This is a genomic window from Streptomyces sp. NPDC059696 (assembly GCF_042733745.1).
In the GTDB taxonomy this organism is placed as follows: domain Bacteria; phylum Actinomycetota; class Actinomycetes; order Streptomycetales; family Streptomycetaceae; genus Streptomyces.
Genome location: NZ_JBHWFG010000042.1, coordinates 41,630 through 61,782, shown reverse-complemented (window position 1 = coordinate 61,782; position 20,153 = coordinate 41,630). Strand labels below are relative to the sequence as shown.

Sequence of the window (20,153 nt, the reverse complement as noted above, 5' to 3'; positions counted from 1 at the left end):
CCCCCCCCCCCCCGGGGGGGGGGGGCGCCCCCCGGGGGGGGCGGGGGGCCGCCCCGGGGGCGCCCCCCCCCCCCCCACGCCCGGTGCGGCAGGTCAGGCGAGCTTCGCGGTCAGCGTGATGGGCGTGGCCTTGAGGGCCTGGCTGACCGGGCAGCCGGTCTTGGCCTCGTCGGCGGCGGCCTGGAAGGCCGCCTCGTCGATGCCGGGGACGGTGCCCTCGACGGTGAGGTGGATGCCGGTGATGCCCTCACCGGGCTGGAAGGAGACGTCGGCCGAGGTGATGAGCTTGGTGGGCGGCGTCCCGGCCTTGTTGAGGATGTTGGAGAAGGCCATGGAGAAGCAGCTGGAGTGGGCGGCCGCGATCAGCTCCTCGGGGCTGGTCTTGCCGTTCGCCTCCTGGGCGCGCGAGGCCCACGTGACGGGCTGCTCGCCGATGGCACCGGAGGAGTCGAAGGAGACGACGCCGTTGCCCTCGAGCAGGTTGCCTTCCCAGACCGTGTGTGCGGAGCGCGTGGTAGCCACGAGTTCTTCCTTTCGCGTGCGGACTCGCGTGCGGGCCCGTCTCCGGGCCCCGTGTCCCCCATCCGATCACACTACGGCTCAACTCACGCGGAAGACCTGTCCTCTGAGACGGTGCCGGGCCTCACGCGGCCTGTTCCTCCTCGGTGGCCGTCACCGGCACCTGCGGTCCGTTCGCCTCGTGCAGCCAGCGCGACAGGACCCGGTGCACCTGCTCGGCGCCGACGAGTTCCTCGCCCTCGCCGACCGGTGCGGAGACACCGAGCGGGGACAGCAGGAAGGGCCTGCCCTGAGCGCCGCCGAGGCCGCCGTGGGAGCCGATCTGCTCCTCGAAGGCGAGGACTTCGCCGTCGGCCGGGTCGTGGAAGGAGTTGACCATGATGTCGGCGGTGTGCGGGAAGGAGTGCGTACGGCGTATCGCGTCGGCGGCGCCCGGGCCGAAGGGGGCGAGCGGGCCGGGGTTGTCGTCGAGGTCGGCCAGCGGGATCTCGGCGCCGTACGCACCGAGGACGACACCGCCGTGCTCCTCGCTGCGGACCAGCAGGAAACCGATCCCGGGGTGGTTGGCGAGGGTCGGCAGCAGCGCGGGGTGACGGGCGTCGATCTCCTCCCTGCTCATCCGGTGCGGGACGTCCGGGAAGGAGACAAGACCGAGGTTGCCGGAGGCCAGCACGATCGGTTCGGAGCCGCGCGCGGGGCGGTGCTGGTCGCCGGTCTCCGCGACGGGGAAGCGCAGCGCGGCGCGCACGGCGGCGCGGGCCTCGGCCCCGCTGCGGGTGCGCTCCGCCTTGCGCGGCACGGGCATGCCGCAACCGGCCCGCACCAGGTCGCCGAGCGTGAGCCCGTAGCGGGAGCGGAAGGTCTCGCCGGGGCTCTGACCGTGGTCGGACAACACGACGATCCGGTACGGGCGCGGGGCGTGCTCGGCGACCTTCTCGATGAGGGCGAGTGAGCGGTCGAGGCGTTCGAGGACCTTCTGCGCGTCGCGGCTCGCCGGGCCGGAGTGGTGGGCGACCTCGTCGTACGCCACCAGGTCGGCGAAGACGGCCGTGCGGCCGACGAGCAGGTCGCCGGTGACGGCGGCGACGACGACATCCCGCTCGACGACCGTGGCGAAGGCCCGGACGAGGGGGTAGAGGCCGCCGCGGGAGACGCGCGGGCGCTGCTTGCGCAGGCGCGCCCGGGTGGACTGGCCGATCTCGCGGCCGACCTCGGCGATGAAGGAGAGCGCTGTGCGCACCGCGTTGGCCGGGTCGGAGAAGTAGGCGAAGTAGCCCGCGCGGGAGCGGTTCTCGCGGCTGCGTCTGCGGGCCGCGATGGACAGCACGAGGGCCTGCTGTTCGGCACCGCCGCTGAAGAGGTTGCCGCGGCTGGCGCCGTCGACGGCGAGCAGCCCGCCGTGCCCCGCGTGCTCGACGGCGCGGCGCTGCAGTTCGGCGGCGCTGGTCGGGCGGTTGCAGACGACCACCTCGCGGGTGTCCTTCTCGTACCAGCGGAAGGCGGGGACGTCGTGGTTGCTGCCGTGCAGGATGCCGAGCTGGCTGGCGCCGGTCTGGCTGGACCAGTCGGTGCGCCAGGGGGTGATCCGGTGGGTCGGGCGGCCGCCGTGGCCGAGGTCGAGCCAGCGGGCGACGGTGGGCATGAGGCCCTTGCCGACCGCGTCGAGCAGGGTGTCGTGGCCGACGCCGTCGAGCTGGACGAAGACCGTGCCGGGGCCGGCGGGGGCCGGGGGTCGGGAGCGGCGGCGGCGGTCGGAGAGGCGGTACAGCCTGCGGCGGTAGGCGTCGTCGTCGCGTACGGCCAGGGCGGCGCCGGTCGCGGACGCCACGGCCGACATCACGGCGGCGACCACGACGGCGGTCTCCGGAGCCGCGGCGCCGCGCTCGGCGGGGTTGAGGTGCAGGGCGAGCAGCAGCAGGGCGCCGTTGAGGAAGAACACCAGCAGCCCCAGCACCAGCGCCGGTACGAGGAGCAGCAGCCGCACGAGCAGCGGCCACACCAGGGCCGACAACAGGCCGAAGGCACCCGCCCCGAAGGCCGCCGTGACGGCTATGTCGGTCGCGCTGTCGCCGTTCTCCGAGCGGAGCCGGAAGTCCGGGAGGATCCCGGCGAGCACGAGCATGGTGACGGTGGAGACCGCCCACACGGCGACGCTCCGCCCCACCTGACTGGCGACCCGCCGCCACCGCACGCCCCGCACGCCCAGCCACCTCACGTCCCTGGCCCGCACAAGCCGCGGGTCCTCCCCCACAGTGTCTCAACGCCCGGTCGCGCCGTTTCGTCCCCGGGCCGCACACCGGTGAGGGGACGGCCTCAGCGCCCGTCGTAGCCGGCCGTCGGCATCGACAGCCGGCGGTGCACGCACGCCTTCATCGCCGCGTCGTACGCAGGCTCCGCATGCCCCACCGTCTCCACGCGTACACCGCGCCGGGCACATTCGGCGGTGAACTCCTCGACGGAGGCGAGCGCGCTCTCCAGGACCCGCCGGCTGGGCGCGACGAACAGGTCGAGGCCGGGCCGGACCCCGTCCCACAGGGCGCCGTGGTCGGGGCGCAGCCCCCGGACCAGTAACTCCCGGCTGACCACGTAGCCCCGCTCGGCGGCCCAGCGGGCGCACATCGCGTGCTGACTGCGGGAGTCGACGAGGAACGGATCGTCGTCCAGCTCCTCCAGCGGCGTCAGACTCGCGATCGCCGTGACCCGCACCGGCACCATGGCGTCCCCCCTCACCTCCGGTTTCGCCGCCGACCCTACTCCTGCACGTAGGCTTCGGGGGAGTCGCGCGAAGGAGGCAAAGAAGTGCCGGTGGAGATCACCTGGTGGGGTCACGCCACTTGCACCGTCGAGGACTCGAACGTGCGCGTGCTCACGGATCCCCTGTTCGCACGCCGGCTCGCACACCTGCGCCGCCGGCGCGGGGCCCTGCCGCCGCCGGGCGCCCCGCGCGCGGACGTGGCGCTGGTGTCGCATCTGCACGCCGATCACCTGCATGTGCCGTCGCTGGCGCGGCTCGCCGAGGGCACTCGCCTGCTCGTACCCCGGGGCGCGCGCCGGGCGGTGCCGGGTCTGCGCCGGCTCACGCATCTGCGGGTGACCGAGGTGGCTCCCGGGGACGAGGTGCCGGTCGGCGACGTGGTCGTACGGGCCGTGCCCGCGCGGCACGACGGGCGGCGGCTGCCCTTCGGGCCGCACCGCTCCCCCGCGCTCGGCTATGTCATATCCGGCGAGGCCCGGACGTACTTCGCCGGGGACACGGGCCTGTTCGACGACATGGCCGAGGTGGTCGGGCCGGTCGAGGTGGCGTTGCTGCCGGTGGGCGGCTGGGGACCGTACCTGGGCGAGGGGCACCTGGACGCGGGGCGGGCGGCGCAGGCGCTGGCCCGGCTGGCGCCGCGCACCGCGGTGCCGGTGCACTACGGCACGTACTGGCCGATCGGCATGGACGCCGTGCGCCCCCACGAGTTCCACGCGCCGGGGGACGAGTTCGTCCGGCTGGCGGCCCGGCACGCGCCGGCGGTGTCGGTGCACCGGCTCGGGCACGGGGAGAGCGTGCGCGTGAAGGCCGAGCGGTGAGCTGGTCCACGCCGCTGGCGCCGGTGTACCTGCTCGCGGCGTCGGCCGTCACACCGGCGTCGGTGGTTCCGGAGTCCACACAGCAGGCGATCGGGTATCCGACGCTCTTCGTGCTGGTGCTGGCCGGGGCGCTGGTGCCGGTGATCCCGACGGGGGCGCTGGTGAGTTCGGCGGCGGTGGTCGCCGTGCACCGGACGCCGCCCTTCTCCCTGGCGATGGTGTTCGTGACGGCGTCGCTGGCGGCGTTCCTGGGCGATGCGGCGCTGTACTGGCTGGGGCGGCGCGGGCTGAAGTCGAAGAACGGGTCGCGGTGGCTGGAGGCCATCCGGTCGCGGGCGCCGGAGGACCGGCTGGAGCAGGCGCAGGAGAAGCTCTCCGCCCACGGGGTGGCGGTGCTGGTGCTGTCCCGGCTGGTGCCCGCGGGGCGCATCCCGGTGATGCTGGCCTGTCTGCTGGCCGAGTGGCCGCTGCGGAGGTTCTCCCGGGGGAACCTGCCTGCCTGTCTGGCCTGGGCCGCCACCTACCAGTTGATCGGGATCCTCGGGGGGTCGCTGTTCGCCGAGCCGTGGCAGGGCGTGCTGGCGGCGATCGCACTGACGCTGCTGCTCAGCGCGGTGCCGACGGTGTGGCGGCGGGTGCGGTAGCTGCTCTCCGGGGGCGGGGGCGCCGTGGTGGGTGCGGTTGTTCTCGGGGTGCGGGTTCGCCGTGGTTGTTCGCGCAGTTCCCCGCGCCCCTGAGGGGGTGCCCTCACAGCGTCTTCGATGCGCCGATCGGCATGTCCCAGAGGTTTTCCCGGGGGAGGCCTGCTTTCTCCCAGGCCGCGCGTACGCGCGTCAGGGGCTCCAACACCGGCTCCGCGGACAGGACGAACGTGCCCCAGTGCATGGGGGCCATCCTGGTCGCCCCCAGGTCCTGGGCCGCGCGGACCGCCTCCTCCGGGTCGCAGTGCACGTCCCGGAGCCACCAGCGGGGGTCGTAGGCGCCGATCGGCAGCAGGGCCAGGTCGATGCCGGGGTAGCGGCGGCCGATGCGGGAGAACCAGTGGCCGTAGCCGGTGTCCCCCGCGAAGTAGACGCGCCGGCCGTCCCGGTCGGTGAGGACCCAGCCGCCCCACAGGCTGTGGCAGGTGTCGGTGAGGGTGCGCTTGGACCAGTGGTGGGAGGGGACGAAGTCGAAGCGCACGCCGTCCAGTTCGGCCGCCTCCCACCAGTCGAGCTCCGTCACGCGGGTGAACCGGCGGCGGTGGAACCAGCGGGCGAGCCCGGCCGGCACGAACACCGGGGTCTCGCGCGGGAGTCGGCGCAGTGTGGGGGCGTCGAGGTGGTCGTAATGGTTGTGGCTGATGACGACGGCGTCGACCCGCGGCAGGTCCTCCCAGGGGACGCCCACGGGGGTGATGCGGGCAGGGGTGCCGAGGATGCGGCGGGACCACACCGGGTCGGTGAGGACCGTCAGCCCGCCGATCCGGAGCACCCAACTGGCGTGCCCCGCCCAGGTGACGGCGACGGTGCGGGCGTCGACACGGGGCAGCGGGGCGGGGGCGTAGGGCAGCCGGGGGATGTCGGCCAGGCCGTCCGGGCCGGGTCTGACCGCGCCTTCGCGGGCGAAGCGGGCCATGGCCTTCAGGCCGGGGAGCGGTGCGGTCAGCCGGTCGTGGAAGGTGCGCGGCCACACCCGCCGCTCGGCCAGGGGGCGGGGTTCGGCCAGGGGCGGGTACGGCGGGGCGACGGGCGACGGGAGCGCGGGCCCGTCGGCTGCCCGGGTGGCCGCGCCGGTGGTCGACTCGGACTGCTGCGTCATCGGGGAGGCTCCCATCGCCGAGCGTCGTCGCGGAGATCGTCGAAGACCGACTTCAGCCGGCTCAACGCGTGGTGCACGTGCGCCAGTTCCAACGGTGTGGGCGAGGTGAGGCATTCCGCGCGTTCGGTGTCGGAGCCGGCCACCAGCGCGCCGGTGGAGAGCCGCACGCGCGGGGCTTCGAGGCCGTCGCCGAAGCGGTGCCCGCCCGGGGCGGGCATGCCGAGGCGTGCGGTGAGGAAGTCCTCCAGTTCCTGTGCGTCGCCCACGCCGTGCGCGGCCAGCGCGGGGCGCAGCGGGGCCAGGTCCACGTACAGGTGGCGGCCGGACCGCGGGGGCCGGGCGAGGGCGCCCGCGGCGACGACGGCGGAGTGCGCCTCGGCGGCCAGGAGCGCGTGCAGGCGCACGGCGGCGGCCACGCGCGCGGTGACCGCTTCGGGCTCCCCCAGGGCGTATCCGGCCGCCGCGGCGACGGGCGCGGCGACCCGGGCGTCGAGGGCGGTGAGGATGTCGAGGACGCGCGCGTGCAGGCCGGCGCCGTCCTCCCCGGCGGGGAAGCGGGCCACGGCGGCCGGCCAGCCGGGCGGGAGCAGTGCCCCGGCCAGGTCGGTGACGACGGTGACCCGGTCGGGCACCATCTCGGCGGGGCTGAGCAGCACCGTCTCGCGCGGGTCGTGCAGGGTGTCGCGCCATGTCTCGTCACTGACCAGGTGCAGGCCGGCCCCCTGGGCGGCCTCGACGGTCTCGTGGAGCAGTTCCGGCGGGGCGACGGACGCGGTGGGGTCGTCGGCGACGGACAGCACGAGCAGCCGCGGGTCGCCGCCCTCGTCGCGCACCCGGCGCACGGTCTCCAGCAGGGCGTAGGGGTCGGGCACCCCGCCGCTCTCCGGCGGGGTCGGCACGTGGAAGGCGGGGCGTCCCAGCAGCCGTGCGTACGGCGCCCACCAGGCGGCGCAGGGCCTCGGCACGAGGACATCCCCGTCGAGGGCCGCGGTCAGGGCGAGCAGCAGGGCGGGAGAGCCGGGGGCGGCGGCCACCCGGTCCGGGTCGCAGTGCAGGCCGCGCCGGTCCCAGTAGCCGCAGGCGGCCTCGCGCAGGGCCCGGCCGCCGCCGACCGGCTCGTGGCCACCGCGGGACGCCGCGGCGGCCAGCACCGCGGACAGTTCCGGCAGGACGGGCAGCCCGTCGTCGGGGAGCGGCGGCCCGAACCGGACGGGGCCGTGACCTTCCGGGGCCGTCCGCCGCATCCGTACCTCCGCAGTGCCAGTGCCTGGTGCCGCCGTGTCGTGCCGCCCCGGCGCGTGCGCCGTCCGTACTCCGGTGGCCCGTGCCGTGCGGCGCGGGCCCTCGGCCACTGAGTACCCAGGGCGCCGCCGCCCCATGGGCGCCCGGCGGGTCGCGACCGTCACAGCATGAGCGGGCCGTGCCGGGGAAGCCGTGGTCGTCCGGGGTGGTGGACCTGGGGCTTCCGGGGGTGGAGACCCGGCCCTGCGGGGCGGTGGGCCCGGGTTTCGGGTGGTGGGGACTCGGCCGTCCGGGGCAACGGGCCGGGCCCCCGGGGTGGTGGAACTCGGCCACCCGGGCGGTGGACCGGGCCCTCCGGGGTGGTGGGATCCGGCGCTCCGGGGCGGTGGGCCGGGCCCGGCGGGTTCGGCGGGTCAGTGGTGGGGGTCGCCGGGCCGGTTGCGCAGCCGGTGCACGGCGGCTCCGAACGCGCCCGCGATCAGCACCCCGCCCGCGGCCAGGGCGGGTACGGAGTCGGTGAAGGCACCCCCGTCACCGGCCCGCACCCCGCGCTGCACCGGCGCCTCGCCGCACTCGGTGTGCCACGTCTCGCGGTGGTGCGAGGGCTCGGGGCAGGGCTTGTGGGTGGGCGGGTGCGTGGGCTTGTGGGACGGCTTGTCGGGCGCGGAGCCGTGGGTCACGGTGAACGTCGCGCTCCACGGTTTGCCCTCACCTCCGGGGGCGGCCGGGCAGGTGCCGTCGACGGTCCACGCCGACTCCTCCCCCGAGGCGTCCGGATCGCCCTCGAAGCTCTCCGCGGAGGCGATGAGGGCCGTGCCCCGGTAGGCCGGGCCGGAGACCTCGTCGTCGTTGCCGGTGACCCGTTGCAGGGGCACCGTGCCCTCCTCGAAGGCCTGCGAGGTGGCGTCGATGCTGTCGGGTGGCGGTCCCCCGGTCGGGTCACAGCTGACCGAGACGGTGAGTGTGTCTCCGGGCCGGACGGTGGCGGGACTGACCTCGGCGGCCGGTTCGGAGAACTCGGCCGGTGCGAAACCCACCAGGGCCGAGCCGGCCAGGACGGTGACGGACAGGGCATACAGGCTGCGGCGCATCGAGGGGACTCCTTCGGTGGTCAAACCCCTCTGCCATGACAGCCAGGCCCTCATGGCGTCGCGCGCGGCACGGCCCCATTGGCGGGACAGCGCCACTCAACCGAGTGAATCGGAGCGTTCCGGGGAGTCCGGCGCACCCGGACCGGCCGTCCGGACCGGCCGCCCGGGGCGCGGGAAGGGGCGGCGCGGCACGCCCGGGCCCGCCCGCACCCGGTACGTCCGCACCCGTACGTCCGCACCCGTACGTCCGCACCCGTACGTCCGCACCAGCACCCATACGTCCGCACGCATCGTCCGGGCAACCTCGTCGGTGTCGTCCAGTCCGCGGTCGGCGTCACCTGGTGCGACGCTAGGCGACGACGTCCCGCATGACCTGCTCCCGTACCCGGCCGCAGCACCGGCTGATCAGGCGGGACACGTGCATCTGCGAGATCCCCAGCTCCTCGGCGATCCGGCTCTGCGTCATGTCCCCGAAGAACCGCATGTAGAGAATGGCCCGTTCCCGCTCGGGCAGGGCGGCCAGCCGGGCCCGCACGGACTCGCGGTCGACGACCGTGTCCAGGGCCGGGTCGGTGGATCCGAGCGCGTCGCTCAGGGAGTACCCGTCCTCGCTGCCGGGCAGCTCCGCGTCCAGGGACAGCGCGGAGAAGCTGTCCAGCGCCTCCAGACCGGCCTGGACGTCCTCCTCGCTCATGTTCGCGTGCTCGGCGAGTTCGGCCACGGTGGGCTGCCTGCCGGAGACGGTCTGGGACAGCTCCTGGCCGGCGACCCGGACGCGGTTGCGCAGGTCCTGGACGCGGCGGGGTACGTGCAGGGTCCACATGTGGTCCCGGAAGTGCCGCTTGATCTCGCCGGTGACGGTCGGCACGGCGTAGCTCTCGAAGGCGTTGCCGCGCTCGGGGTCGTAGCGGCTGACCGCCTTGACGAGGCCGAGGGCGGCGACCTGGCGCAGGTCCTCGAAGCTCTCGCCGCGGCTGCGGAAACGTCCGGCGAGGCGGTCCGCCATGGGCAGCCAGGCCTCGACGATCTCGTCGCGGAGCGCGTCGCGCTCCGGGCCTGCGGGCATCGAGGTGAGCCTGCGGAAGGCCTCGTCGGTGTCGGGAGCGTCGTCGTGGGGGTGCTGCTTCCTGCTGGTTCGGGTCGGCATGATGCGTCCCCATTCCCTTGGTCGTGCTCGGGCTGGACGGTCACCGTGGAAGCGCGTCCGCTGTGGGACAGGGGCCTCGATGGCGGCGCGCGACACCGCTTCCACGGGCGTGCCTCCTGTCCGAAGCACTGGGGGGCGCCTGCCCCCGGCCCCCACCCCCAAACACGGAGAACGACGCCGGCCCGCGGGACCAAATGCCGTGAACCATCGGCTCGATCGGCCCCGACGGGTCGCGGGCCCGGGGAAGTGTCAGCGGGACGTGACCGGCGTCCCCGCAGGTGCGGGCGAAGAGGCGACCACCGAGCCGGCGGACGGAACGGCTGCCGGCTGACCGCGGTCGGCGTCCTCCTGTGGCAGCAGCAGTTCCTCGTAGCGGCCCAGGAACAGCACCACTGCGAGCATGAGCGGCGGTATGAGCACAGCGAGCAACGCCATGGCCGGTCCTTCCCCAGAGAGGTGTGGGGGGTGCGGTCCGGGTCTCCCGCAGGGCGTGGCGCAAACCAGTACGTGCGGCGGCGATCGGGCTGACGGAACCCGTGTCGCCCCGCGGTGTTCGGGTACGCGGTGCGGGCCCCCGAACGTCTGGAGGGAGACATGCAGCGAGGAAGCGACCGGCTGAGCGTCCACCGGGACGAGGAGATGAAGCACGAACTGCAGGGTCTGCTCAGGTCCGGGCACCCCACGCGCAGTGAGGAGTGGCACGACCCGGAGCCGACCGCCGAGGACGACCCCCCGGTCGCCCACGGGCCGGTGACGCCGAGCCGTGCGCCGACGTCACTGGAGTCCATCCGGCTGGAACTGGCCCGGATCCTGGGCCGCAAGGCGTTCCCGGCGACTGCGCGGGAACTGGCCCGCGAGCTGCGCGAGCACCAGGCGCCCGACGGCCTCGTCGAGGCGGTGGAGGGCCTGCCGCGCCAGGAGCGCTACGCCAATGTCCAGGAGCTGGCCCAAGCCCTGGTCCGGGCTCGTGAGACCGGGCCGCAGGAGTACGCGTAGGGGCAGCGGCGGGGGCGTCGCCGTAGTCGGCGGCGCCCCCCGTCGGCCCGGAAACGGAGGGAAGTGCCGAGTGATGGCCGAGTACGTCAAGGACGTGATGACGGCGGGTGTGGTCGCTGTGCGCCCCGATGCCTCGCTCGTCGAGGCGGCGCAGCTGATGCGCACGCAGAACATCGGCGACGTGGTGGTGGCCGAGGGACAGGACGTGATGGGTGTGCTCACCGACCGTGACATCACCGTACGGGCCGTCGCGGACGGCGCCGACCCGATGACGGTCAGCGTCCGGACCGTGTGCACCGCGAATCCGGTGACGGTGACGCCCGACGACCGGGTGGCGACCGCGGTGACGCTGATGCGCGAGCACGCGGTACGCCGCCTGCCGGTGGTGGAGAACGGGCTGCCCGTCGGGATGGTCAGCCTGGGGGACGTGGCCGAGGCCGAGGACCCCGCGTCGGCGCTCGCGGACATCAGCCGGGCCGAGCCCGACAGCCGGGGTGACGCGTGAGCACGGACCGGTCCCGGCAGATCAGTGCCTCCGGCGTCACCGTCGACGTCGGTGACGTCACGACCCGGTACCTGCTCTACGGACTGCTGCCCGGCTGGTTCGTGCCGGGCGTGGCCGACTGGGTGATGCACCGGCGGACCCGTATCGAGGACACCGCGGGCACCAAGGAGTCCCTGATCCACTCGCTGATGATGGCCGAGGTGGGTCTCCCGATCGCTCTGACGTTGCGCTACGAGGTCAATCCGCTGTTGCTGAGCGTTCAGCTGGGCGGGGCCGCGGTGCACGAGGCGACGGCGCTGTGGGACGTCCGCACGGCCGTGGACAGCGAGCGCGAGGTCAAGCCGGTCGAGCAGCACATCCACAGCTTCCTGGAGTCGTTGCCGTTCGGTGCGCTGGCCGCCCTGATGTGCCTGCACGCCGATCAGGTCGCGTCGCTGCTGCGCGGCGGCAGGGGCGATCCCGACGCGTGGCGGCTGGTGCCCCGCAGGCGGCCGCTGTCACGCGGCTACCTGGCGGGCATCGCGGCGGCCATCGGCACGTGCGTGCTGCTGCCGTACGGCGAGGAACTGCTGCGCTGCGTGCGCGCGGGCCGCAGGCGCAAGAAGAACGAGCACCACAGGAACCACAAGAACCACGAAAACCACGAGAACCACGAGAACCACGTGTGGGGCGACGCGGCGCACCGGAGCGCCGTTCGCTCCGGGAAAGGACGTTGAGCATCATGCGCATCGCGTTTCTGGTCGCACCCGAGGGCGTCGAGCAGGTCGAGCTGACCGATCCGTGGCAGGCGGCGAAGGACGCCGGTCACGAGCCCGTCCTGGTGTCGACGCAACAGGGTGAGATCCAGGCCTTCAACCACCTCGACAAGGCGGACACCTTCCCGGTGGACGAGGTCGTGGGCGACACCGCGCCGGACGCGTTCGGTGCGCTCGTCCTGCCGGGCGGCGTGGCCAACCCGGACTTCCTGCGGATGGACGACAAGGCCGTGGCCTTCGTGCGGGACTTCTTCGAGCACGGCCGGCCCGTGGCGGCGATCTGCCACGCGCCGTGGACGCTGGTCGAGGCCGACGTCGTGCGCGGCCGGGTCCTCACCTCGTGGCCGAGCCTTCAGACGGACATCCGCAACGCGGGCGGCACCTGGGTCGACCAGCAGGTGCAGGTCTGTGACCACGGGGCGAACAAGCTCGTCACCAGCCGCAAGCCGGACGATCTGAAGGCGTTCTGCGAGACCTTCCTGGAGGTGTTCGCGCAGGAGACCGCCTGACCGGATCCCGGCCTGCCGCTGCCGGCCCTGCGGGGCGTGGAGAGGCGGTGTTCCCGCCGGAGGGCGAGGGGCTCAGGTGCCGGGGGTGGTGGGAGTCGCCGACTCCCCGCTCCCCCGCTCCCGGGCCCCTTCACGGGTGCGGCCCGCGGCCACCGGACGGTGGGGGTTGCGGCGCAGGTACTCGCCCTCGAGCTGCGCCATGCGCTCGTTGTGGGCGCGCAGCGCGTCGTTCGATCCGTAGAGCAGTGTGTCGTGACGCGTGCGGTGGATGGTCTCCAGCTCTTTCATGAGCTGCTGGTCGTCCAGCCGGTCAGGGTCCACTCCGGTCATCGTGTCGCCCCGTTCGTCGTGTTCGTTCATGCGGCCCGGGTACCCGCCCCCGCAACAACTGAGCACTGCCCCCGAGCGGCATCCGGGAGGAACCATGGATCTCGCCTTTCTGCACCCACTGTACGAACACCCCGGGCCTTGGGCCTCCGTGTACGTCGACACCTCACGTCACACGGAGAGCACCCCGCACGAGCGTGAGCTGACCGCCCGGGCGATGGCCGGGTCGCTGGCCGAGCAGGGGGCGGACGAGGCGACCTGCCAGGCCGTGCGCAGTGCGATCGAGGAGCTGCGGCACTCCTCCGAAGCGCACGGCCGGGCCCTGTTCGCGCGGGCCGGCGAGGTCGTTCTGGACCCGCCGCTGATCCGTCCCCCGCAGGGCGGTGACTGGGCCGCATGGGCGCCGCTGCCGCGGGTCACGCCGCTGCTGGAGCTGGCCGGGGAGGACCCGGTGTGCGTGGTGGCGTACGTCGACCGCAAGGGCGCGGACTTCGAGCTGCGCAGCTCGCTGGGCCGTCAGGACGCCGGGAGTGTCACCGGGCGGGAGTGGCCGGTGCACCGGACGAGCTCCGCGGACTGGTCCGAGCGGCATTTCCAGCTGCGGGTGGAGAACACCTGGGAGCACAACGCGGCGGAGATCGCCGACGCGCTCGCCGTGTGCCAGGAGGAGACCAAGGCCGACCTGCTGATCCTCGTGGGCGACGACCGCGAGCGGCGGTCCGTGCACGAGCACCTGCCCAAGCGGCTGCACGACCTGGTGGTCGAGGCACCGCACGGCGCGGGCAGCCGGTTGCTCGACGAGGACGTGGAGCGGGTCAGGGCCGAGCACGTGGAGCGGCGCGCGGAGGCGGAGCTGGAACGCTTCCGGGCCGCCCGCACCCCGGACGACGAGGGCCGGGCCGCGGCCGTCGAGGGCGTGCCCGCCCTGGTCGACGCGGCGCGCGAGCACCGCATCGACGAGCTGCTGATCAGGGTGGACGGGCCCGACGCGCACCGTGAGGTGTGGATCGGGGAGGACCCCGACCAGCTCGCGGTGCGCCGTACGGATCTGAAGGTGCTGGGCGAGCAGCACTCCTGGCCGGCCCGGGCCGACGACGCGCTGATCCGTTCCGCGGTGGCCACGGACGCGCCCGCTCTCGCGGTTCCCCAGGAGGAACTGCCGGTGGGGGGCCTCGGGGCGCTGTTGCGCTGGAAGTGACCTTCCGCGCGCCCGGCCTCCCCGGCGGGGCCTCTTGTGCCGCGTGTGCGGGTACGTCGTGGACGGTCGCGCGGTCGCCCGCGCCCCCGGAGGGGCGCGGCGCCCTAGCGGGCGCGTTCCACTCTGCGTTCGTCCCAGACCGGGTCCGGGGTCTCCCGGACCCGGCCGTCGCTGCCGAAGACCAGGAAGCGGTCGAAGGAGCGGGCGAACCAGCGGTCGTGGGTGACCGCGAGGACCGTGCCGTCGAAGGCCTCCAGGCCCTCCTGGAGCGCCTCGGCGGACTCCAGGTCCAGGTTGTCGGTGGGCTCGTCCAGCAGCAGGGCGGTGACGCCCTGGAGCTCCAGCAGGAGAATCTGGAAGCGGGCCTGCTGACCGCCGGAGAGCCGCTCGAACGTCTGCTCGGCCTGCTGGGTGACCTCGTAGCGGCGCAGGCGGGACATCGCGGCGCCGCGGTCCTGTGCGTGCTCCTTCCACAGGATGTCGAGGAGGGTGCGTCCCTCCAGCTCCGGGTGAGCGTGCGTCTGCGCGAAGTGGCCGGGCACGACCCTGGCGCCGAGCTTCCACTCCCCCGTGTGCGCCACGTCGTCGCCGGCGAGCAGGCGCAGGAAGTGCGACTTGCCGGAGCCGTTGGAGCCGAGGACGGCGACCCGCTCGCCGTAGAAGACCTCCAGGTCGAAGGGCTTCATCAGGCCGGTGAGCTCCAGATGCGCGCAGGTGACCGCCCGGACGCCGGTGCGGCCGCCCTTGATCCGCATCCGGATGTCCTGCTCGCGCGGCGGCTCCGGGGGCGGTCCGGCCTCCTCGAACTTGCGCAGCCGGGTCTGCGCGGCCGCGTAGCGGGAGGCCATCTCATGGCTGACCGCGGCAGCCTGACGCAGCGTCAGGACCAGCTTCTTCAACTGGGCGTGCTTCTCGTCCCAGCGCCTGCGCAGCTCCTCGAAGCGGGCGAAGCGCTCCCGCCGGGCGTCGTGGAAGGTGGCGAAGCCGCCGCCGTGCACCCAGGCGTCGGCGCCCGCGGGGCCGGGCTCCAGAGAGATGATCTTCTCGGCGGCCCGGGCGAGGAGTTCGCGGTCGTGGGAGACGAACAGGACCGTCTTGCGGGTCTCCTTCAGCCGCTCCTCCAGCCAGCGCTTGCCGGGGACGTCGAGGTAGTTGTCGGGCTCGTCGAGGAGCAGCACCTCGTCGGTGCCGCGCAGCAGCGCCTCCAGGACGAGCCGCTTCTGCTCGCCGCCGGAGAGGGTGCGGACCTCCCGGAACTGCGCCTTGTCGTACGGCACCCCGAGCGCGGCCGTGGTGCACATGTCCCACAGCGTCTCCGCCTCGTAGCCGCGGGCCTCGGCCCAGTCGGCGAGGGCCTGCGCGTACTGCAGCTGGGCGGCCTCGTCGTCGACGGTCATGATGGCGTGCTCGGCCTTGTCGACGGCCTGCGCGGCCTCGCGGATGCGAGGTGTGGCGACGGACACGAGCAGGTCCCGCACGGTCGTCTCGTCGCGTACGGATCCCACGAACTGCCGCATGACCCCCAGGCCGCCGCCGACGACCACGGATCCGCCGTGCGGCTTGAGCTCACCGGCGAGCATCCGGAGCAAGGTGGTCTTCCCGGCACCGTTGGGCCCCACGAGGGCCACGACGGCCCCCTCGCCCACCCGGAACGAGACATCACCCAGCAGCGCCCTTCCGTCGGGCAGGTAGTACTCCAGGTGCGCGGCTTCGAGATGTCCCATGGGCGCGATTCTCCGGTCGCCCGGGGGCTCGGGGCAAACGGGTTTCGGCACCGGGGCGCGGGCCGGGCCGGCCCTCCGTGACTGACACCATGTCAGTCCATATACCGGGATACGGGTCTCACCATGTGGCGAGCGGGCGTACGGTGATCTCCTGCCGACCCGACCGGAAGGGGTGGGATCCGCCATGCCGGAACCTCGCGAGACCGCCGTCTACACCCATGGGCACCACGAGTCCGTGCTCCGCTCGCACACCTGGCGGACCGCGGCCAACTCGGCCGCCTACCTGCTCCCCTCGCTCAAGCCCCACATGAGGATCCTGGACGTCGGCTGCGGGCCGGGCACCATCACCGCCGACCTGGCGGCCCTCGTGCCCGACGGGCGGGTGACCGGCGTCGACCGCGCGCCGGAGATCCTGGATCAGGCGCGCGCCACGGCCGCCGGGCGGGGACTCGTGAACGTCGATTTCGCCGTCGCCGACGTGCACGCCCTGGACTACCCGGACGACACCTTCTGCGTGGTCCACGCCCACCAGGTGCTCCAGCACGTGGGCGATCCGGTGCGGGCGCTGCGCGAGATGAAGCGGGTCGTCAGGCCCGGCGGGATCGTCGCCGTACGGGACGCGGACTACGAGGCCATGACCTGGTATCCGGACATGTCAGGGCTCGACGCCTGGCTGGACCTCTACCGCCGGGTCGCCCGGGCCAACGGCGGCGAGCCGGACGCCGGACGCCGGCTGAAGGCCTGGGCGCTGCGGGCCGGCTTCACGGACATCACGGCGACCTCGGGGACCTGGACCTTCGCCACGCCCGAGGAGCGGGCCTGGTGGAGCGGGCTGTGGGCGGACCGCACGCTCGCGTCGGCGTACGCGGACCGGGCCCGGCTGGGCGGGCACGCCGGCGACGGGGAACTGCGGGCCGTGGCCGGGGCCTGGCGGGAGTGGGGCACACGCGAGGACGGCTGGTTCAGCGTGCTGCACGGAGAGATCCTCTGCCGCAAGGAAGCCTGAACACCGCCCGGGCGCATGCTCGCGTCTCCCCGGGCCTTCGCCGGGCCCGGGGAGACCGGTGGGCGTCGTCAGTCCCGCGGAAGCAGCGGTCCCAGCGGCCCGAGATCCAGGTTGAGGTCCTCGGGGCGCAGTCCGTAGCGCTCGCGCAGTTCGGTCATCCGCTCGTCGAGCAGCATGAGCGTGAGCCCGATCCGCTCCTCCTGCTCCTCGCTCAGGTCCCCCACGTCGAACCGGCGCAGCGCCTGGCGCTCCATGAGCTGGCGCAACAGCTCCACCACCGTGAGGACGAGCTTGACCAGGTCCCGCTCGACGGTGTCGGGCTCCAGGTCCATCCGGTGGGAGCGCGGCCGGGGGCCTTCCTGCTCGGTCACAGCAACTCCTCGAACGGTGAGGGCACCTGGGCGTTCACCGAGCTGATCAGCGCGTTGAGGTCGATACGGACGAGGTCGACGTCGGCGATGCGCAGGGTGATGTCCCCCGTGATCACCACTCCGCCGGCGAGCAGCCGGTCGAGCAGGTCCACGAGGGCGACCTCACGGCGTTCCACCACGGTCACGGATTGTCCCCCTTGTTCATGTGGCCTCCCCGGCGAAGGAATAGGCCGCCCAGGGGCCGGTGAGTTCGATGCGCATGCCAGGCATCTCGCCCTTCGTGCGGTCCACCAGTTCCACGAACTCCTCGGACTTCGCACGCGGCACGAGATAGGCGGCGTTCAGCACGTTCCGCCCGGTCGCCTTGGAAAGCGCGGGATTCTGCGGGGGATGCATCCGGGAATCCTCCGCGAACGCGGAGAGCTCCTCGTGCAGGCGGTCGGAGAAGGCCTCGGCCTTCTGCCACCTCTCTTCGTGGGACCTGGTCTGCATACGCCGCTGCCGCAGGTAGTCCCGGCCCGACGCGGGCTTCTGCGGGGGCCGGGCGCTCTCCTGGGGTTCGGACTCGGCGTAGACCTTGACACCCCACTCCACCCGGCCCTCCAGCCGGTCCAGGGTGCGGTGGAAGTCCTCCTCCCGGGCCTCGATCATCGTCCGCACGCCGCTGTCGTCGTGGAAGACGGTGCCCAGACGCAGCGGCAGCGGGGTGGTGACGGTGGTGAGCGCATCGATGACGCCCTGGTGGGCACGGGCGGTCTCGGTGAGCCAGTCCAGGTCCTCCAGATGGCGCCGGAGCGGCTCCTCGGCGAAGTCCCGCTCCGGCACGTGGCTCACCACGGCCACCAGGCCGTGGTGAGCCAGTGCTCTGGGCGGATCACCCGCGACGCCGGTCAGCTGGGCCTGGAGCGGGGTGCCGAAGGGGCGGCAGACGGCGTAGACGTACCGCAGTCCGGTCACGGTGCCTCCTTCTTCTCCGCGCGGCCGGGCTCCAGTTCCTCCAGCCGGGCCAGCCTCTCGCGCAACTCGGCGTTCTCACGGGACAGTTCGTCCCGGCGGGCCCGTGAGCTCAGGGCCGGGTCGGTCTCCCACCAGTCGATGCCCATCTCCTTCGCCTTGTCCACGGAGGCGACGATCAATCGCAGTTTGATGGTGAGGAGTTCGATGTCGAGCAGATTGATCCGGATGTCGCCCGCAATGACGATGCCCTTGTCCAGCACCCGTTCGAGGATGTCGGCGAGATTCGCACTGCTTCCCTGACCGTAGGGCTCGGGCATCCTGCTGGGCGTCGTCATCGCCGGCTCCCCGCCTCGACTTCCTCGTCCTCGTCCTCAGGTTCGTACTCGTCGTCCTCGTACTCGCCCTCGGGTTCCTCCTCGTCCTCGGGCTCCTCCTCGTCGTCGTACTCGTCCTCCGCGTCCTCGTCCTCGGGCTCGGGACGCTCTTCGTCTTCCTCGTCCTCGTCCTCGTACTCGCCCTCGGGCTCCTCGTCCTCTTCCGGCTCCTCGTCGCCCTCGTACTCGTCCTCGGCGTCCTCGCCCTCGGGGCGCTCCTCCTCGGAGCTCTCCTCGGACTCCTCCTCGGCGAGGGCGTCCTCGTGACTGCGGACGACTTCGCCGTCGCGGATCTCGCCGCGCCAGCCGTCCTCCGCCTCGCCCTTGAGGGTGATGAAGCGGACGAAGTTCTTCAGGTCGAGCCGGGCCCTGCGGCCCTGGGCACGCCAGATGTTGCCGGTCTTCTCGAAGAAGCCGGAGGGGTAGTACTCGATGACGAGCAGGACCCGGGTGAGGTTGTCGGTGAGCTGGTGGAAGGAGACGACGCCCTTCGTGGTGCCCTTGGCCCCCTCCGAGGTCCAGGCGATGCGATCGTCGGGGATCTGCTCGGTCGTCTTCGCCTTCCAGCTGCGGTTGGACCACCAGATCTTCGCCTGCCAGTCGGAGTGGGTGTCGTCGTCGCGGCTCGCGCTCTTGACGCCCTTCGCGAAGGTGCTGAAGTCCTGGTACTGCGTCCACTGGTCGTACGCCGTGCGCAGCGGCACGCCGACGTCGATGTGCTCGATGATGACGGTGGGCTTGTTGCCCGAACGGCCCTTGCCCTTCTTGCCCTTGCCCCCCAGGTTCTTGAAGGCGCCGGTGACCTTGTCCTTGAGGCTCGAACCGCCCAGCTCGACCGCCGAGCGCAGCGGGCCCTTGCCCTCGGCGATCTTGCGGCCACCGTCGAGGGCGAGCTTGGCGAAGCCGGGGCTGTTGCCCTCGGCGATGTCGTTCAGCTTGCCGGTGGTCTCCCCGAGCTTGCGGCCGACGCCGGTGAGCATGCGGGTGGCCTGGGCCGCGAGGTATTCCTGCAGTTCGGCCTTGAGCCGGTCCACCGCCTCGCTGTGGGCGAGGTCGGTGAGCGGGTTCTTCGCCTCTCCGTTGGCGGCGGACTTCGCCGAGCCGAGTGTCTCGCTCATCCCTCACCGCCTCCCTTCGGCATCCGCGAGCGGGCGCTGCCGCCCCTGCTCGCGGACGTCGCCTTCTTGGCGGCCGTGGTCTTCTTCGCCGCCGTCTTCTTCGCGGGCGCCTTCTTCGCGGCGGCCTTCTTGGCGGGGGCCTTCTTGGCCGCCTTCTTCGCCGTCTTCTTCGCGGACGGCCTCTTGGCCGGGGCCTTCTTCGCCTCCGGCTCCTCTTCCTCTTCCTCGTCCTCGTCCTGCCGCGGCGCGGAGTCCTCGGACTCGTCGTCCCGGGGCTCGTCGTCCCGGGGCTCGTCGTCCTCCTCCGGTCCCTCGTCCTCGTACTCGTCGTCCGCCTCGTCGTCGTCCCGGCCGCCGGGCACCGCGCCCGTCAGCTGGTCCCGCATCTGGGCGGTACGGCCGTGCAGCCGGTCGGACAGGGCGTCCAGCTGCCGCTCGACCATGGCACCGGAGGCCGCCTTGCCCACGCCGCGCAGGTCCTCGCGCAGCTGGTCCCCGATCTCCTTGAACTGCGGGTTGTTCCGCAGCTGCTGCTGGAGAAGCTCCGCGACCATGCGCGGACTCAGATTCAGCTTCTTCCCGGCGACCAGGCCTCCGACGGCGACCGCCATCTTGAGTTTTTTGGTGCGTCCCAGGAGATATCCGGCCCCCACCGCGAGGCCCAGTCCCATTCGGTTCATTGTGTCGTCCCGTTGCCTGTTCCCGCGCTCCTGCGCGAAGCGATCTCCAGCCGGTCGAGGAGTTCGTCCTCGAGGCGGTCGAACTCCTCTTCCGTGATCTCTCCGGCCTCCAGCTGTTCTTCCAGGCGGCCCAGTTCGGCCCGTACCGTGGCGGGGTCGTAGTAGATCCGCTCGGCTTCCTGGACGACCTGCTTGATGGCCCAGGCGCTGCCGCGTACCGGTGCGAACGGCAGCAGCAGCACCTCAGAGATCAGGCCCACG

Annotated in this window: 25 protein-coding genes; 8 read left to right on the top strand and 17 right to left on the bottom strand. The window is 73.0% G+C overall.

Annotated features, from left to right (window positions below; genetic code table 11):
* Nucleotides 1-93 precede the first annotated feature (93 nt).
* From ACFV20_RS32445 to ACFV20_RS32435, 3 genes are all read right to left on the bottom strand, one after another.
* Nucleotides 94-522, bottom strand: coding sequence for an OsmC family peroxiredoxin (locus ACFV20_RS32445; protein ID WP_385663376.1), 429 nt, complete (start codon nt 520-522; stop codon nt 94-96).
* A 121-nt stretch (nt 523-643) separates the two neighbouring features.
* Complete coding sequence (locus tag ACFV20_RS32440; protein ID WP_385663373.1) at nt 644-2,719, bottom strand: phage holin family protein; 2,076 nt, start codon at nt 2,717-2,719, stop codon at nt 644-646.
* Between the two features lie 113 nt (nt 2,720-2,832).
* The gene (locus ACFV20_RS32435) at nt 2,833-3,234 is read right to left on the bottom strand and encodes a hypothetical protein (RefSeq protein WP_030843767.1); all 402 of its coding nucleotides are present in this window, start codon (nt 3,232-3,234) and stop codon (nt 2,833-2,835) included.
* A gap of 84 nt (nt 3,235-3,318) precedes the next feature.
* Here ACFV20_RS32435 and ACFV20_RS32430 point away from each other — a divergent pair, with 84 nt between their 5' ends.
* A complete protein-coding gene (locus tag ACFV20_RS32430) occupies nt 3,319-4,092 on the top strand; it encodes an MBL fold metallo-hydrolase (protein WP_385663369.1) in 774 nt (257 codons plus the stop codon).
* Complete coding sequence (locus ACFV20_RS32425; RefSeq protein ID WP_385663366.1) at nt 4,089-4,736, top strand: DedA family protein; 648 nt, start codon at nt 4,089-4,091, stop codon at nt 4,734-4,736. The genes ACFV20_RS32430 and ACFV20_RS32425 overlap by 4 nt, the downstream gene beginning before the upstream one ends.
* A gap of 103 nt (nt 4,737-4,839) precedes the next feature.
* Here ACFV20_RS32425 and ACFV20_RS32420 read toward each other — a convergent pair whose 3' ends face one another.
* The 5 genes from ACFV20_RS32420 to ACFV20_RS32400 all read right to left on the bottom strand — a co-directional run bounded on the left by ACFV20_RS32420 (nt 4,840) and on the right by ACFV20_RS32400 (nt 9,807).
* A complete protein-coding gene (locus ACFV20_RS32420; protein WP_385663363.1) occupies nt 4,840-5,892 on the bottom strand; it encodes an MBL fold metallo-hydrolase in 1,053 nt (350 codons plus the stop codon).
* A complete protein-coding gene (locus tag ACFV20_RS32415; RefSeq protein WP_385663360.1) occupies nt 5,889-7,136 on the bottom strand; it encodes an aminotransferase class I/II-fold pyridoxal phosphate-dependent enzyme in 1,248 nt (415 codons plus the stop codon). Before ACFV20_RS32415 ends, ACFV20_RS32420 begins: the two co-directional genes overlap by 4 nt.
* A gap of 411 nt (nt 7,137-7,547) precedes the next feature.
* The gene (locus tag ACFV20_RS32410) at nt 7,548-8,225 is read right to left on the bottom strand and encodes a hypothetical protein (protein WP_385663357.1); all 678 of its coding nucleotides are present in this window, start codon (nt 8,223-8,225) and stop codon (nt 7,548-7,550) included.
* 349 nt (nt 8,226-8,574) lie between these two features.
* The gene (locus ACFV20_RS32405; protein WP_385663354.1) at nt 8,575-9,372 is read right to left on the bottom strand and encodes an RNA polymerase sigma factor SigF; all 798 of its coding nucleotides are present in this window, start codon (nt 9,370-9,372) and stop codon (nt 8,575-8,577) included.
* 249 nt (nt 9,373-9,621) lie between these two features.
* Nucleotides 9,622-9,807, bottom strand: coding sequence for a hypothetical protein (locus ACFV20_RS32400; RefSeq protein ID WP_385663351.1), 186 nt, complete (start codon nt 9,805-9,807; stop codon nt 9,622-9,624).
* Between the two features lie 159 nt (nt 9,808-9,966).
* Between ACFV20_RS32400 and ACFV20_RS32395 the strand changes: the two genes are divergently transcribed.
* From ACFV20_RS32395 to ACFV20_RS32380, 4 genes are all read left to right on the top strand, one after another.
* A complete protein-coding gene (locus tag ACFV20_RS32395; protein WP_385663348.1) occupies nt 9,967-10,368 on the top strand; it encodes a DUF2795 domain-containing protein in 402 nt (133 codons plus the stop codon).
* A 73-nt stretch (nt 10,369-10,441) separates the two neighbouring features.
* Entirely contained in the window at nt 10,442-10,873 is a 432-nt protein-coding gene (locus tag ACFV20_RS32390; RefSeq protein WP_385663346.1) for a CBS domain-containing protein, read from the top strand.
* Entirely contained in the window at nt 10,870-11,589 is a 720-nt protein-coding gene (locus ACFV20_RS32385; protein ID WP_385663343.1) for a diguanylate cyclase, read from the top strand. Before ACFV20_RS32390 ends, ACFV20_RS32385 begins: the two co-directional genes overlap by 4 nt.
* A gap of 5 nt (nt 11,590-11,594) precedes the next feature.
* A complete protein-coding gene (locus tag ACFV20_RS32380) occupies nt 11,595-12,137 on the top strand; it encodes a type 1 glutamine amidotransferase domain-containing protein (RefSeq protein ID WP_385663340.1) in 543 nt (180 codons plus the stop codon).
* Between the two features lie 72 nt (nt 12,138-12,209).
* Here ACFV20_RS32380 and ACFV20_RS32375 read toward each other — a convergent pair whose 3' ends face one another.
* Nucleotides 12,210-12,497 (bottom strand): DUF6158 family protein, encoded by a 288-nt coding sequence (locus ACFV20_RS32375; RefSeq protein ID WP_385663337.1) that lies wholly within the window; start codon nt 12,495-12,497, stop codon nt 12,210-12,212.
* A 64-nt stretch (nt 12,498-12,561) separates the two neighbouring features.
* Between ACFV20_RS32375 and ACFV20_RS32370 the strand changes: the two genes are divergently transcribed.
* Entirely contained in the window at nt 12,562-13,662 is a 1,101-nt protein-coding gene (locus ACFV20_RS32370) for a Vms1/Ankzf1 family peptidyl-tRNA hydrolase (protein ID WP_385663334.1), read from the top strand.
* Between the two features lie 104 nt (nt 13,663-13,766).
* On the opposite strand, the gene ACFV20_RS32365 is transcribed toward ACFV20_RS32370, so the two are convergent.
* On the bottom strand, nt 13,767-15,386 hold the full coding sequence (locus ACFV20_RS32365; protein ID WP_385663331.1) for an ATP-binding cassette domain-containing protein: 1,620 nt from the start codon (nt 15,384-15,386) through the stop codon (nt 13,767-13,769).
* A 184-nt stretch (nt 15,387-15,570) separates the two neighbouring features.
* Here ACFV20_RS32365 and ACFV20_RS32360 point away from each other — a divergent pair, with 184 nt between their 5' ends.
* Complete coding sequence (locus ACFV20_RS32360) at nt 15,571-16,392, top strand: class I SAM-dependent methyltransferase (protein ID WP_385663328.1); 822 nt, start codon at nt 15,571-15,573, stop codon at nt 16,390-16,392.
* Nucleotides 16,393-16,460: 68 nt separating this feature from the next.
* Here the strand turns inward: ACFV20_RS32360 and ACFV20_RS32355 are convergent, their stop codons facing one another.
* The 7 genes from ACFV20_RS32355 to ACFV20_RS32325 are packed head-to-tail and all read right to left on the bottom strand — an operon-like array spanning nt 16,461 to nt 20,152.
* Complete coding sequence (locus ACFV20_RS32355) at nt 16,461-16,724, bottom strand: gas vesicle protein K (protein WP_031108664.1); 264 nt, start codon at nt 16,722-16,724, stop codon at nt 16,461-16,463.
* Between the two features lie 35 nt (nt 16,725-16,759).
* The gene (locus tag ACFV20_RS32350) at nt 16,760-16,948 is read right to left on the bottom strand and encodes a gas vesicle protein (protein WP_003994122.1); all 189 of its coding nucleotides are present in this window, start codon (nt 16,946-16,948) and stop codon (nt 16,760-16,762) included.
* 16 nt (nt 16,949-16,964) lie between these two features.
* Nucleotides 16,965-17,720, bottom strand: a complete 756-nt coding sequence (locus tag ACFV20_RS32345; RefSeq protein WP_385663324.1) for a GvpL/GvpF family gas vesicle protein — start codon at nt 17,718-17,720, stop codon at nt 16,965-16,967.
* Nucleotides 17,717-18,055: a gas vesicle protein gene (locus ACFV20_RS32340; RefSeq protein ID WP_385663321.1), complete on the bottom strand. Its 339-nt coding sequence runs from the start codon at nt 18,053-18,055 to the stop codon at nt 17,717-17,719. The genes ACFV20_RS32345 and ACFV20_RS32340 overlap by 4 nt, the downstream gene beginning before the upstream one ends.
* Nucleotides 18,052-19,212: an SRPBCC family protein gene (locus ACFV20_RS32335; protein WP_385663318.1), complete on the bottom strand. Its 1,161-nt coding sequence runs from the start codon at nt 19,210-19,212 to the stop codon at nt 18,052-18,054. Before ACFV20_RS32335 ends, ACFV20_RS32340 begins: the two co-directional genes overlap by 4 nt.
* Nucleotides 19,209-19,892: a DNA primase gene (locus ACFV20_RS32330; RefSeq protein WP_385663316.1), complete on the bottom strand. Its 684-nt coding sequence runs from the start codon at nt 19,890-19,892 to the stop codon at nt 19,209-19,211. The genes ACFV20_RS32335 and ACFV20_RS32330 overlap by 4 nt, the downstream gene beginning before the upstream one ends.
* Nucleotides 19,889-20,152, bottom strand: a complete 264-nt coding sequence (locus ACFV20_RS32325; protein WP_033309170.1) for a gas vesicle protein GvpG — start codon at nt 20,150-20,152, stop codon at nt 19,889-19,891. Before ACFV20_RS32325 ends, ACFV20_RS32330 begins: the two co-directional genes overlap by 4 nt.
* Between the last annotated feature and the right edge of the window lies 1 nt (nt 20,153).